At 43.4% G+C, this 14,836-nt stretch carries 8 protein-coding genes, 1 tRNA gene and 1 pseudogene; 6 read left to right on the top strand and 4 right to left on the bottom strand.

Features of this window, described 5'->3' with window-relative positions:
• Nucleotides 1–283: 283 nt before the first annotated feature.
• A complete protein-coding gene (gene parC / locus A3CS_RS0103125) occupies nt 284–2,539 on the bottom strand; it encodes a DNA topoisomerase IV subunit A (RefSeq protein WP_005544645.1) in 2,256 nt (751 codons plus the stop codon).
• A gap of 536 nt (nt 2,540–3,075) precedes the next feature.
• Nucleotides 3,076–4,974 (bottom strand): DNA topoisomerase IV subunit B, encoded by a 1,899-nt coding sequence (parE, locus tag A3CS_RS0103120; RefSeq protein ID WP_005544641.1) that lies wholly within the window; start codon nt 4,972–4,974, stop codon nt 3,076–3,078.
• Between the two features lie 502 nt (nt 4,975–5,476).
• Here parE and A3CS_RS0103115 point away from each other — a divergent pair.
• Nucleotides 5,477–6,364, top strand: a complete 888-nt coding sequence (locus tag A3CS_RS0103115) for a YadA C-terminal domain-containing protein (RefSeq protein WP_005544639.1) — start codon at nt 5,477–5,479, stop codon at nt 6,362–6,364.
• A gap of 103 nt (nt 6,365–6,467) precedes the next feature.
• Here A3CS_RS0103115 and ettA read toward each other — a convergent pair whose 3' ends face one another.
• The gene (gene ettA, locus A3CS_RS0103110) at nt 6,468–8,138 is read right to left on the bottom strand and encodes an energy-dependent translational throttle protein EttA (RefSeq protein ID WP_026161169.1); all 1,671 of its coding nucleotides are present in this window, start codon (nt 8,136–8,138) and stop codon (nt 6,468–6,470) included.
• Between the two features lie 378 nt (nt 8,139–8,516).
• Here ettA and zevA point away from each other — a divergent pair, with 378 nt between their 5' ends.
• Together zevA and zevB are read left to right on the top strand one after the other, a co-directional pair.
• Nucleotides 8,517–9,182, top strand: a complete 666-nt coding sequence (gene zevA / locus A3CS_RS0103105; RefSeq protein ID WP_012821052.1) for a zinc transporter binding subunit ZevA — start codon at nt 8,517–8,519, stop codon at nt 9,180–9,182.
• A gap of 14 nt (nt 9,183–9,196) precedes the next feature.
• A complete protein-coding gene (gene zevB / locus A3CS_RS0103100; RefSeq protein ID WP_005551275.1) occupies nt 9,197–10,228 on the top strand; it encodes a zinc transporter permease subunit ZevB in 1,032 nt (343 codons plus the stop codon).
• 132 nt (nt 10,229–10,360) lie between these two features.
• Here zevB and A3CS_RS0103095 read toward each other — a convergent pair.
• Nucleotides 10,361–10,436, bottom strand: a tRNA-Asn gene (locus A3CS_RS0103095).
• 403 nt (nt 10,437–10,839) lie between these two features.
• Here A3CS_RS0103095 and uvrB point away from each other — a divergent pair.
• The 3 genes and pseudogenes from uvrB to A3CS_RS1000000111365 all read left to right on the top strand — a co-directional run.
• Nucleotides 10,840–12,882 carry an excinuclease ABC subunit UvrB gene (uvrB, locus tag A3CS_RS0103090; RefSeq protein ID WP_005547119.1) on the top strand — a complete coding sequence of 681 codons (2,043 nt, stop codon included), beginning with the start codon at nt 10,840–10,842 and terminating at the stop codon, nt 12,880–12,882.
• A gap of 226 nt (nt 12,883–13,108) precedes the next feature.
• Nucleotides 13,109–14,179 (top strand): porin OmpA, encoded by a 1,071-nt coding sequence (gene ompA / locus A3CS_RS0103085; protein WP_005547120.1) that lies wholly within the window; start codon nt 13,109–13,111, stop codon nt 14,177–14,179.
• A 256-nt stretch (nt 14,180–14,435) separates the two neighbouring features.
• A pseudogene (locus A3CS_RS1000000111365) lies at nt 14,436–14,516 on the top strand (IS200/IS605 family transposase); the annotation flags it as partial.
• Nucleotides 14,517–14,836: the final 320 nt, after the last annotated feature.

The following is a 14,836-nucleotide window of genomic DNA, read 5'->3' as shown; positions in this document are numbered from 1 at the left end:
ATTAACTCCTTGAATAAAATGACAATTACAATTTTTGCCTGCTTAATGATGGTATAAATAACCATCAGGGACATTGTAGCAGATTTGTGTAATATGCCCACCTGATTGAATCTATTGATATTTCCATTTATGGATATATACAACGTGCCGGCTTAGTTACACTCAGTAGTGAATAAAATTCTTTCTATCTTGTTTATTGTAAGAGAAAAAAACACCGGTAAAAATAACCGCAGTTCCTCATGAAAGAATGCGAATAGCAGCCTTTAAGTGCAATTTAAGATTTTCACTGCTGTGGTGTTACCACTTCAATTTCCACATTACTGTGTAAACCCCGTGGCAATTGCGTGCCTTTACGACCGCGTTCGGCGCGGAATTTCTGCAGATCTTCCGGTTTCAGTACAATTTTGCGTCTGCCGGAATGGAACACTAGACTCGAATTTTCTTCAATCAGCAATAAGTGCACCAACAGCTCAGAACGGGCTTTGGCGTTGGCGGACGGAATGGTAACGATTTTGTTGCCTTTGCCTTTGGATAATTCCGGCAAATCCTGCGCGGGGAAAATGAGCATGCGACCGGCGGAAGTGAGCGCTACCAAAAGTGCGGTGGAATTTTTCAGCGTTAACGGCGGCAAGACTTTGGCATTTTCCGGCAGGGAAATCAGCGCTTTGCCGGCTTTATTGCGGGCAATTAAATCGGCAAATTTACAAATAAAACCGTAGCCTGCGTCAGATGCCATGAGCAACGGCTGATCTTCATTTTCAATCAGTAACTGATCGATAGTCGCCCCCGCCGGTAAAGTGAGTTTGCCGGTGAGCGGTTCGCCTTGTGAACGGGCGGATGGCAACGTCAACGGATCCAGCGCGTAACTGCGCCCCGTGCTGTCGATAAACACCGCTGCTTGATTGCTTTTGCCGTAGGCGTGCGCCAAATATTTATCGCCCGCTTTATAACTCAAGCCTTGTGGATCAATATCGTGTCCTTTGGCACAACGCACCCAGCCCATTTCCGACAAAATCACGGTGACCGGTTCTGTCGGCAGCATTTCGTTTTCCGCAATGGCTTTGGCTTCTGCACGTTCCACTAACGGCGAACGGCGCGGACTGGCGTAGATTTTGGCATCCTGTTGAATTTCTTTTTTCAGGAGCGTATTCAAACGGCGCTCGGAGCCTAAAATCTCTTCCAAAGATGACCGCTCTTTTTCCAACTCCGCTTGTTCCGCTTGCAGCTCATGCTCTTCTAACTTGGCTAAATGGCGCAAACGTAAGTTCAAAATAGCTTCTGCCTGCTCGTCGCTTAAATTAAAACGCGCCATCAATTCCGCTTTCGGTTCGTCTTCGTAGCGAATGATGTGGATCACTTCATCAATGTTTAAAAAGGCGATCATTAAGCCTTGCAAAATATGCAAACGGGCGAGCACTTTGTTCAGATGATATTGCAAACGACGGGTGACTGTAGTGCGGCGGAAGCTGAGCCATTCGGTGAGAATTTCCAACAGATTTTTCACCGCCGGCTTGTGATCAAGACCGATCATGTTCATGTTTACGCGATAACTTTTTTCCAAATCGGTGGTGGCGAACAAATGTGCCATCACGGCGTCAATATCCACCCGATTGGAACGCGGCACCAGCACGATGCGCACCGGATTTTCATGATCCGCTTCATCACGAATATCTTCCACCATCGGCAGTTTTTTGGCATTCATCTGCTCGGCGATTTGCGCGATGACTTTCGACGGTGAAGATTGATGCGGCAAGGCGCTGATAACAATTTCACCGTCTTCTTTCTTCCAAGTGGCGCGCATTTTAATGGAACCGCGACCCAGTTGATAAATCTTCCGAATATCTTCTTTCGGCGAAATAATTTCTGCTTCCGTCGGGAAATCGGGGCCTTGCACTACGGTTAATAATTCGTCCAGCGTAGTTTTCGGATTGTCCAATAACATCACCGCCGCGTCGGCGATTTCATTAATGTTGTGCGGTGGAATATCCGTCGCCATCCCCACCGCAATGCCGGTGGTGCCGTTGAGTAAAATGTGCGGTAGGCGCGCCGGTAAATATTGCGGCTCTTCCAGCGTGCCGTCGAAGTTCGGCTGATAATCTACTGTGCCTTGTCCAAGTTCCGCTAACAGAATCTCAGAAATTTTAGATAAACGGGACTCCGTATAACGCATGGCGGCGAAGGATTTCGGATCATCCACCGCCCCCCAGTTACCTTGCCCGTCAACCAGCGGATAGCGGTAAGAGAACGGTTGCGCCATCAGCACCATGGCTTCATAACAAGCGCTATCGCCGTGCGGATGGAATTTACCCAACACGTCCCCCACGGTACGGGCGGATTTTTTGTACTTCGCCGTGGCGTTCAGCCCGAGTTCGGACATGGCGTAAATAATACGTCGCTGCACCGGCTTTAAGCCGTCACCAATAAACGGCAACGCGCGATCCATGATGACGTACATGGAATAGTTGAGGTACGCACTTTCAGTGAAGTGGCGGAGTGGCATTTGTTCGATGCCTTCGTAGTTGATGGATTCTGTTGTCATTTGTAGTTCATATTTTGGTTGTGTTAATCGGTTTCGCCTGATGGGGCGAGTTACTTTTCTTTGCTTCGCCAAAGAAAAGTAACCAAAAGAAAGGCGACCCCGGATAAATTGCTTTTCCTCTCTTAGCATTAATTTTCTTCACGGAAAATTTTGAACTCGCCACTACGTGGTTCAAACAAAGCAAAATTTTCCTAAAAATTAACGCACGTTCGGGCAATTTATACGGGGACCCATTATTTCGAGCGTTATTCTGAAAAGTGCAGTTGATTTTTTTCGCATGTTTTTTTATTTAAAAAATGATTTTAAAATCGACCGCACTTTTAGAGCTATTTATTGGGTTCCCTTCTTTGCCGCCCTTGTGGAGTTGAATTTGTAGGAAATTCAGTGGAACAAGGGAAACAAGGCTAAGCAGGGCGTGTTTTCTTTTTGCCTACTTTTGCTTTGCACGAGCAAAGAAAAAGTAGGTCGCCTATCGGGCGAAATCCGATATCAATTTAATAATGGGCTGAAATTATTAAAAATAATCGAATATACTCTTACACCGCCAAATCCACCTGGTCACCTTTTGCCTGCAACCAGTTTTTACGGTCTTCGGCACGTTTTTTCGCCAGTAACATATCCATGGTTTCGATGGTTTCCCGCTTTTCTTCGCTTTGGGCTTCAAAGGTGAGCTGCACTAAGCGGCGGGTGTTCGGGTCCATGGTGGTTTCGCGCAGTTGCATCGGGTTCATTTCGCCCAAACCTTTAAAACGCTGTACGTTCGGTTTGCATTTTTTCCCTTTAAGACGATCTAAAATCGCCTCTTTTTCGCTTTCATCCAAGGCGTAAAACACGTCTTTGCCTAAATCAATACGGTATAACGGCGGCATTGCCACATACACATGACCCAGTTCCACCAGTTTCGGGAAATGGCGTAGGAACAAGGCGCAAAGCAGGGTGGCGATGTGTAAGCCGTCGGAGTCCGCATCGGCAAGGATGCAGACTTTACCGTAACGTAGTTGGGATAAATCGCTATTGTCGGGATCAATGCCCAACGCCACCGCAATATCATGCACCTCTTGTGATGCCAAAACTTGTTCCGGAGACACTTCCCACGTATTCAAAATCTTGCCGCGTAACGGCAGGATCGCCTGATATTCACGATCCCGCGCTTGTTTGGCGGAACCACCGGCGGAGTCCCCTTCTACGAGGAATAATTCGGTGAAATTGATGTCTTGCGAGCTACAATCGGCGAGTTTACCCGGTAGCGCAGGGCCACTTACCAGTTTTTTGCGTACCACTTTTTTCGCCGCACGCAGACGACGTTGAGCGGAGCTGATTGCCATGTCTGCCAACAGTTCCGCTTGCTGAATGTTTTGGTTGAGCCATAAACTGAAGGCATCTTTGACTACGCCGCCGATAAACACCGCACTTTGACGGGAAGAAAGTCGTTCTTTGGTTTGACCGGCGAACTGTGGATCCTGCATTTTGAGGGAAAGCACATAAGCGCAGCGATCCCATAAGTCGTCGGCGGTCAGTTTTACGCCGCGCGGCAATAGATTGCGAAACTCGCAGAATTCGCGCATGGCGTCTAATAAACCTTGACGCAAACCGTTGACATGGGTGCCGCCAAGTGCGGTGGGAATCAGGTTCACATAGCTTTCACCAATGAGTTCACCGCCTTCCGGCAGCCACAATAATGCCCAAGATACCGCTTCTTTTTCGCCGTTAAATTCGCCGATAAAGGGCTGTTCCGGCAATGTGACTAAGCCATTGACCGCTTCCATTAAGTAGTCATTTAAGCCGCCTTGATATAGCCAGGTGTCTTCGGTGTCGTTGACGTTGTCGATAAATTTGATTTCCAAGCCGGAACAAAGTACGGCTTTGGCGCGTAATAAATGGCGTAGGCGGCTGACGGAGAATTTTTCGCTGTCGAAATATTTCGGATTCGGTTTGAAATGCACGGTGGTACCGGTCGTGCGGCGACCGCAGGTGCCGATAACAGTAAGATCTTCTACTTTTTTGCCGTTTTCAAAAGCGATTTTATAGATTTCGCCATTGCGTTTAACGGTAACATCAACCCGCTCCGATAAGGCGTTTACGACAGAAATTCCGACCCCGTGCAAACCGCCCGAGAAGGTGTAGTTTTTATTGGAGAATTTACCGCCGGCGTGCAATTTACTCATGATCACTTCCACACCGGAAACTTTTTCCACCGGGTGAATATCCACCGGCATCCCGCGTCCGTTATCAATGACTTCAATGGATTGGTCTTTGTGCAAAATCACTTCAATTTTGGTGGCAAAACCGGCAAGAGCTTCGTCCACGCTGTTATCGATAACTTCTTGTGCAAGATGGTTCGGGCGGGTGGTGTCCGTGTACATGCCGGGACGCAGCTGGACAGGTTCGAGGTCTTTTAAAACGGTAATTTCGTTGGCGGAATAATTCGTTGTCATAATGGGTTAATTCATAAAATCGGGAAGCAAAATTGCGCGGGATTATAGCAAAAAACAACGGAATTTTTAACCGCACTTTAATGGATTTGGCAAAAAGTGCGGTCGTTTTGGCAGGTGTTTTATTTTTTTGAGTAATGGCTCGTGTGGTGATAGCTTTAAAAAAGGTCTCGGCAGGTAACTATTTTAACCGATTAAAATATAATTTTTTTAGATTATAAGTTTGGAGGGAAAGATTTAACCTTGTTTAAAGAAGGATTAATAAATGGTTTTTTAATATGCAAGATTAAGTATTGTTTCTATTTTAGGGTAAAACAATAGTCGTAACCTATTGAATTGATACATTTATATTAGAAGGGGTTCATATTTTTTTGTGGTATAAATTCAAGCCGAAAAGGAGGCATGTTAAATCAGACTCTTTTTTAATTTTATTATGGAAGAATGGTTTTTCGATTTCGAAAAATTAGACTAAAAATTAAATAACTTTATTTTTTAAGGATGAATTATGACATATCAATTATTTAAACACCACCTCGTTGCTTTAATGGTCACTGGTGCAATTTCTGTCAATGCATTGGCTAAAGACTCTTTTCTGGAAAATCCTTCTGCTAATCTTCCACAACAAGTCTTTAAAAACAGGGTGGATATTTTTAATAATGAGACGAACATTAATGAAAATAAGAAAGATATTGCTATTAATAAAGCAAATATTGCTAGTATAGAAAAAGATGTTATGCGTAACACTGGGGGGATCGATAGATTAGCTAAGCAAGAGCTTGTTAACAGGGCAAGGATTACTAAAAATGAGTTAGATATTCAGAAAAATACTAAATCAATTGCAGAGAATACAGCTTCTATAGCCCGTATTGATGGAAATCTGGAAGGCGTTAATCGGGTGCTTCAAAATGTAGATGTGAGATCTACCGAAAATGCGGCAAGATCCCGTGCTAACGAGCAAAAAATCGCCGAGAATAAAAAAGCAATTGAAAATAAAGCGGATAAGGCTGATGTAGAGAAAAACAGAGCCGATATTGCAGCAAATTCCAGAGCGATTGCAACCTTTAGATCTTCAAGCCAAAACATCGCGGCATTAACGACCAAAGTTGATCGTAATACTGCGCGTATTGATCGATTAGATAGCCGAGTCAATGAATTAGACAAAGAAGTAAAAAACGGTTTGGCTTCCCAAGCGGCACTAAGCGGCTTATTCCAACCGTATAATGTCGGCAGCCTTAACTTGAGTGCAGCTGTTGGTGGTTATAAATCTAAAACAGCACTAGCGGTTGGTTCAGGTTATCGTTTCAATCAAAATGTAGCCGCGAAAGCCGGTGTGGCAGTAAGTACCAATGGTGGCAGCGCAACCTATAACGTCGGTTTAAACTTTGAGTGGTAATTCACTTAAAGTGCGGTCAGAATTTTAGGTGTTTTTGGCTGCATCAATAAAACAAAACCCGTTTTCAATGAAAGCGGGTTTTTTTGTGTTTCGCGATTAACAATTATTTCGCAATGCGTTTATATTTAATTCGGTGCGGTTTAAGGGCTTCAGCACCGAAAGTTTTCTTTTTCCATTCTTCATAATCGGAGAAATTGCCTTCGTAGAAGGTGACTTTGCCTTCATCGCCGTAATCTAAAATGTGGGTGGCGATACGATCTAAGAACCAGCGGTCATGGGAAATTACCATGGCACAGCCCGGGAATTCCAAGATGGCATTTTCCAGTGCGCGCAAGGTTTCCACATCAAGATCGTTAGTTGGCTCGTCCAATAACAGCATGTTGCCGCCGGCTTGTAATAATTTCGCCAAATGCAAACGACCACGTTCACCGCCGGAGAGTTCGCCCACACGTTTTTGTTGATCCACGCCTTTGAAGTTGAAGCGTCCTACATAAGCACGGCTTGGGATTTCAAAGTTACCGATGGTTAGAATATTTTGTCCGTTGGACACTTCTTCCCACACGGTTTTTTTTTCGTCCATAGCATCACGGAATTGATACACGGAAGCTAACACGACGGTTTCGCCCAAGGTAATGGTACCGGAATCTGGTTTTTCTTTGCCGGAAAGCATACGGAAGAGGGTGGATTTACCCGCGCCGTTGGCACCGATAATGCCGACAATGGCACCTTTCGGAATGCTGAAGGATAAATCGTCGATTAAAGTGCGGTCGCCGTAGGACTTACTTAAATGTTGCACCTCGATGACTTTTTCGCCCAGGCGTGGACCGGGTGGAATAAAGAGTTCGTTGGTTTCGTTACGTTTTTGATATTCGCCGGAATTAAGTTCTTCGAAGCGCGCCATACGGGCTTTGCTTTTCGCTTGGCGGCCTTTCGGATTTTGACGCACCCATTCCAATTCTTTCTCAATGGATTTTTGGCGGGCGGATTCCTGCGCCTGTTCCTGCGCCAGACGTTTTTCTTTTTGTTCCAACCAAGAGGAGTAATTGCCTTCCCAAGGAATGCCTTCACCGCGGTCAAGTTCTAAAATCCAACCGGCAACGTTATCCAAGAAGTAACGGTCGTGGGTGATTGCCACTACAGTGCCTTCGTAGTCGTGTAAGAAGCGTTCCAACCATGCCACGGATTCCGCGTCCAAGTGGTTGGTCGGCTCGTCTAACAGCAACATATCCGGTTTTTCCAACAACAAACGACACAAAGCAACGCGGCGGCGTTCCCCCCCGGATAAATGCTCGATTTTGGCATTCCAGTCCGGTAAACGTAGCGCATCGGCGGCGCGTTCTAATTGATTTTCTAAGTTATGCCCGCCGTGAGCCTGGATAACGGCTTCCAGCTCCGCTTGTTCGGCGGCAAGTTTGTCAAAGTCCGCATCGGGATTCGCATATAGCGCATACACTTCATCCAAGCGGGTTAAAGCGCGTTTCACCTCGCCGACGGCTTCTTCAATGGCTTCGCGCACGGTGTGCTGTGGATCGAGTTTCGGTTCCTGCGGAAGATAGCCGATTTTAATGCCCGGCTGCGGACGGGCTTCCCCTTCGATTTCTTTATCGATGCCTGCCATAATGTGAAGCAGGGTGGATTTACCGGCACCGTTTAAGCCAAGTACGCCGATTTTGGCGCCCGGGAAAAAGCTGAGTGAAATATTTTTCAGAATATGACGTTTCGGCGGAACTACTTTGCCTACTCGGTGCATCGTATAAACGAACTGTATTGACATAATTATTCTCTGGGTTAAGGGAAAAGTGCGGTCGGAATTCAAGGCGTTTTTTCGGCACCTGATGACCGATGGAATTTAATCATTCGGGGGTTCATTCTACTTGATGTTTCATCTTTGTGCTAATCATTCGCGGAAAACAGATATAAAAAAACCTCTCGCGAGGAGAGGTAGGAAAGTAGTTTAGCTATTTATGATTATTTTATTTAGGAACTTTATGAATATCAAGCAATCACTTGACGCGATTGAATGCTATAGATTTTTTCGTGTGAAGAAAAATACTAAATTAAGTTTTTTTGATATAGATCACAAAACTGAGCGTGTTTTTTTCTTTTTGCTGATTTTTTATACTTGTTCTGTGTAATTTTATTTTATGTTAGAATGCGTTATAGCTATTTTTCGGAAGGTGAATTTGTGAAGAAACTTTTTTTATTGCTATTGTCTTTGTTATCCGCTCAGTATGTTTTTGCCCATCCTCATGCTTTCATTGAGATAAAAACCAAAACCTTGGTAGAGAATCAACAATTAGTCGGTTTTTCAATGCAGTGGATTTTAGACGAACCCAGCTCCGCAGCGGTTTTATACGATTTAAGACAAACCAAAGGCGATAAAAACGCGCGACAAAAGCTCATTGATGAAGTCATGGGCAATGTGGTGAATGAGCATTATTTTAGTTATTTTTTTGACAAGCAGGGCAATAAAATTAAATACCGAGCCAAACCGCAAAACTACGGTATGAAATCCAATGGTTCACAAGTGATGTACTTTTTCGATTTCATGTTGTCTAAACCGCAGCCCTTGACAGATAACGAATATACTTTAAGTACTTACGATCCAACCTATTATGTGTCCATGTATTACGGCGAACCGACCAAAAGTGCGGTGGATTTTTCCGCGCTGCCGGCAAATTGCCGGGGACAGGTGCTTGAGCCGCAAGTGGATGAAAAAGTGAAACAATACGCCTCATCATTAGATCAAACGCAACGTGATGAGGACAATACATTGGGTGCGCTATTTGCACAAAAAGTGCGGTTGATTTGCCGTTAGTTTTTAAAAATTTTATGAAAGCCCGTTTATTTTACAGCATCGTCTTTATCGTCTTAGTTCTCGCTATTATTTATCTTTTCCCCTGGCTGTTTAAGCAGGTTGTCGTGTGGCAGCGGGAATTTAATCAACTGATTTCCGGTTACTTGCACGAAATCAAGCAACAGCCCGTGTATGCCGGCAGCCTGCTGATTGCTGTTAGTTTTTTATACGGTGTGTTTCATGCGCTGGGTCCGGGACACGGTAAATTTATTATTGCCGGTTATTTAGCCACCCATCAAACCAAGCTCGGGCGCAGTATGCAAATCACGTTCTTTTCTTCTTTAACGCAGGGCGTGGTGGCAATTTCGGCGGTGTCAATCGTGGTTTTGCTGCTTCAGCTTTCTTCCGCTTATTTTAATTTAAGCCAATTATGGCTGGAGCGAACCGCTTATGCGTTAGTGATTTTATTGGGATTAAATTGGTGTTGGAAAAGCGGGAAAACGCTGTTGAAGCAACATCGACAAACGAAGCAGCAACTGCAAATCAAAAAAATTGAAGGCGGTTTGGTAAATGAAATGCGTGTCGGTTCATTGATCGCAGGAAAAAGTGCGGTCAGAATTTCAGGTGTTTTTAACGGGCATACGGAACACCACGAAAATTGCGGTTGCGGGCATCAACATGTGCCGAACCCCGAACGACTCAATCAAAGTACCAACATCAAAGAAAGTTTGCTGATTATTTTGAGTATCGGCATGCGCCCCTGTTCCGGCGCGATTTTCGTACTGTTTCTGGCGTATATGTTGGATCTCTATGCTTGGGGCGTGATAGCGACACTGGCAATGGCTCTCGGCACAGGAATGACATTATCGGCCTTTGCGTTGTTGGTGCGCTATGCCCGATCCACTGCCGTGAAAATGGCGCAGTGGTATCGCCTGCCGTTTGCCAATGTGAATACGGAAGCCTTAATGAAATGCCTTGCCGGCATCATATTGATTTTCTTTGCGATGAGTTTACTTTATGGCACCACATTGCCGATAAGTGGCGGGGCAGCATTATTTGTTCGATAAGCGAAGATCTTAGAGAGTGAAAGAATCCGGTAGAAAAATAAAAGCCCATAAAGAAGGTATGGACTCAAATTCTTTTGGTATGCTTTAGTTTCATAATAAGGAGATAAATAAAAACTGTCCAAAAGAAAAAATTGGCTCCTCCTGCTGGACTTGAACCAGCGACATATGGATTAACAGTCCACCGTTCTACCGACTGAACTAAGGAGGAATAATTTGGTGTCAAAAAAGACAGGTCGCGTATACTACTGATCCGATTTCTCCTTGTCAACACCTTCAATTGAAAATTTTTTGAATATTTTTGAGTGAAATTTTCTATCCACAAAGTCTGTGGATAAGTTTGTGGGTTATTATTTTACGAATGGGCTAATACCCGATGAAATAAGGCTTCAAAAAAATCCTAAGAGAAACTGATTGTAAAATAACATTTATTTAATTTTCAAATGGTTAGTAAAAATCTAGCGAATTTTTTGAAATTTTTTTCTAAATTTGTGAAGTAACCTGCTTGACAAATATAACTCTGTGTAAAACTTGATTTTTTAACCCTCAATTTAGTGCCTTAAACGTGTTAAAATAGCCGCCATTAGAAACAATGCTAAAATCGGTCGCACTTTATGTCAGAAAAAATTAACACTAAACCTTTTATTCTTCATTCCCATTTCAAACCCTCCGGCGACCAACCCCAGGCCATCGCAAAATTAGCCGAAAATTTAGAAGATGGCTTGGCACATCAAACCTTGCTTGGGGTAACAGGTTCAGGCAAAACCTTTACCATTGCCAATGTGATTGCGCAATTGAATCGCCCTGCGATGGTGTTGGCACCGAACAAAACCCTTGCCGCCCAACTTTATGCCGAAATGAAGGATTTTTTCCCGGAAAATGCGGTGGAATATTTTGTTTCTTACTATGATTATTATCAGCCCGAAGCCTATGTGCCGAGTAGCGATACTTTTATTGAGAAAGACGCGTCTATTAATGATCAAATTGAACAAATGCGACTTTCCGCCACAAAATCTTTCTTAGAACGGCGCGATACTATTGTAGTGGCGTCCGTGTCCGCTATTTATGGCTTAGGGGACCCCGATTCCTATTTAAAAATGATGCTGCATTTGCAACAAGGCGCGATTATTAATCAGCGCCAAATCTTGGCAAAATTGGCAGAGTTGCAATATACCCGTAACGATCAGGCGTTTCAGCGCGGAACGTTCCGTGTGCGGGGAGAAATTATTGATATTTTCCCGGCGGAATCGGACGATCGAGCGGTACGTATCGAATTATTTGATGGTGAAATCGAACGCTTGAGTTTATTTGATCCGCTCACCGGCAGCAGCTTCGGCACGGTGCCGCGCTTTACCGTTTATCCGAAAACCCACTATGTTACACCGCGTGAGCGAATTTTAGACGCCATCGAAAAAATTAAACTGGAATTGGCGCAACGGCGGGAGTATTTCACTAAAGAAAATAAATTATTGGAAGAACAACGTATCAGCCAACGTACCCAATTTGATATTGAGATGATGAATGAACTCGGTTATTGCTCGGGCATTGAAAACTATTCCCGCTATTTATCAGATAGAAATGAGGGCGAACCGCCACCGACCTTATTTGATTATATGCCGTCTGACGCAATTTTGATTATTGACGAATCCCACGTCACCGTGCCACAAATCGGTGGGATGTATCGCGGCGATCGCTCCCGTAAAGAAACCTTGGTGGAATATGGTTTTCGTCTGCCTTCTGCGTTGGATAACCGTCCGTTACGTTTTGAAGAATTTGAACGTTTGGCACCGCAAACCATTTATGTTTCCGCCACACCGGGACCGTATGAACTGGAAAAATCCGGTGGGGAAATTATCGACCAAGTAGTGCGTCCGACAGGTTTGCTTGATCCGCAAATTGAAATTCGCCCGGTATCTATTCAGGTGGATGATTTACTTTCCGAAGCACGCCACAGAGCGGATAAAAATGAACGCGTTTTAGTGACGACATTAACGAAGAAAATGGCGGAAGATCTTACCGACTATTTAGATGAACATGGTATTCGCGTACGTTATTTGCATTCTGATATTGATACTGTCGAACGGGTGGAAATTATTCGTGATTTGCGCTTGGGGGAATTTGATGTTTTAGTCGGCATTAACTTATTACGGGAAGGTTTAGATATTCCGGAAGTGTCTTTAGTGGCAATTTTAGATGCGGATAAAGAAGGTTTTTTACGTTCCGAGCGTTCATTAATTCAAACGATCGGACGTGCTGCGCGAAATTTACACGGAAAAGCCATTTTGTATGCGGATAATATAACCAAATCAATGGAGAAAGCTATTACCGAAACCAATCGTCGGCGTGAGAAACAAGCAAAATATAATGAAGCACAGGGCATTGTGCCGCAGGCATTAAATAAAAAGGTAGGCGAGTTGTTAGATATCGGTCAGGGTGCCAATCAGAAAGCCAAAGCCAATAAACAACGTGGAAAAACGGTGGCAGAACCGACCGCACTTTATACAACGCCGAAATCACCGAAAGAATATCAGCAACAGATTAAGAAACTTGAGCAGCAAATGTATAAATTTGCACAGGATTTGGAATTTGAGAAAGCTGCTGCAACGCGCGATCAGTTACAACAATTACGGGAAAGTTTTATGTTATCAAGTGAGTAAAATTTCATATAAAAAGCAACAAAGGAAAGTTGGTTATATTGATCTGAAAAATAAGCGGAATTTGATTTTTTATTTTTTTATAGGATAATACTAAAGTTTTAGCATTTTATTTTAAATAAAGGACTGAATTTACCCAAATAAAGCGGTTCAATTTGCCTTTAGTTAAATTAAAATCTTAAGTTAGCATATTTTAAGTTAATCAAATTAATAATATAGGAGAGCAAAAATGAAAAAAACTGTAATCGCATTAGCTACTACTGCGGCTTTAGCTGCATCAGTAGCGACAATTGTGCAGGCAGCACCGCAAGCAAATACCTTTTATGCGGGGGCAAAAGCCGGCTGGGCATCTGTCCGTCACGGTTTAAATCAATATCAGTATGAGCAGGACGGCACAGTAGTGGGTAAAGCCAAGAAAAACTCGGAATCCTATGGCATCTTTGCCGGCTACCAAATTACCGATAATTTCGCTGTTGAAGCAGGGTATGAATTCTTCGGTCGCGGTAAAGTAAAAGAAGCTACCGGAGAAAAACGAATTACCGCTCATGGTTCCAGCTTGTCTCTTAAAGCAAGCTATCCTGTATTGCATAATTTAGATCTTTATGCACGTGCAGGTGCAGCATTAATCCGTGTTGATTACAAAGATAACACTTTCGGAGAAACTCATAAATTCCATGATTTAAAAGTTTCTCCGGTATTTGCCGGGGGGCTTGAATATGCCATTCTTCCTGAATTGGCATTACGTTTGGAGTATCAATGGGTGAGCCGAGTAGGCAATTTCGGCAAAGCAGAAAGAAAAGCCAATTATTATGAAAATAACGAATCTGATGTTCGCTATTCTCCGGATATTGGTTCTGTAGCGCTAGGTTTATCTTACCGCTTTGGTCAGGGACCGGCGCCTGTTATTGCTCCTGAAGTAGTTAACAAAGTATTCAATTTGAATTCTGATGTGACTTTTGCGTTCAACAAAGCGAATTTAAAACCGCAGGCGCAAAAAACTTTGGATGGCATTTCCCACGAAATTGCACAAGTAAATAACGCTAACGTTCAAGTTGCAGGTTATACAGACCGTATCGGTTCCGACGCTTACAACCAAAAATTATCCCAAAGACGTGCTGAAACTGTAGCAAATTACCTTGTATCTAAAGGTGTTTCTCAACAGGCAATTTCCGCTACCGGTTACGGTAAAGCAAACCCGGTTACCGGCAATAAATGTGACACGGTTAAAGGTCGCAAAGCGCTGATTGCGTGCTTGGCTGATGACCGTCGTGTAGAAATTGCGGTAAACGGCACGAAATAATTTCTTTTTAATTGAAGAATAAATAAGTAATAAATCTGCATGCTGTGAAGTATGCAGATTTTTTTATCTCTTTTTTCAGAAAATAGGCCATGAAAAACACCTGATTTTTTGACCGCACTTTATAGCAATAGCGTGCTTATAAAAACCGTACGCTATGCGTATGGAATCAAAGAGCTTAAGCGGTCAACATAAAAAATCCTCACTATATAATGAATAAGGCTGACAACCAAAATTCAAGATATAGGAGGATAAGTCAATGGTAAGTAAAGCCAATGACGATTCAAGTCTATCACACACCAAATGGAACTGTAAGTACCACATTGTTTTCACCCCGAAATAGAGAAGAAAAGCCATTTGCGGAAAGCTTAGAACGGATAGATATTTTCTGCTGGCTTGTTTTCCGCCTTTGTTTTCCAACAGCCAAATCAAGCCATCCTATGATAAAATAAGAGTTGTTTACCGAATTGTGTAGTGTAAACAATGGAAAGATAGTTTTTTACCAACTATTTTGTCTACTATGTCTTGAGAAAATGGTGAGTCTAATGAGGCAGCATCATATCGCAAAATACATTGATTTTCGACCGCACTTTTTTGTAGCTTATCGGCTTTTATGTTCTTAGTTAATAAAAAAGCTTGGAGAATATTCCAAGCTTTTAT

It is taken from the genome of Aggregatibacter actinomycetemcomitans DSM 8324 (genome assembly GCF_000372365.1).
Lineage (GTDB): Bacteria > Pseudomonadota > Gammaproteobacteria > Enterobacterales > Pasteurellaceae > Aggregatibacter > Aggregatibacter actinomycetemcomitans.
Note: the sequence above shows the minus strand (reverse complement) of the source record. Positions and strands in the feature narration are given on the sequence as shown.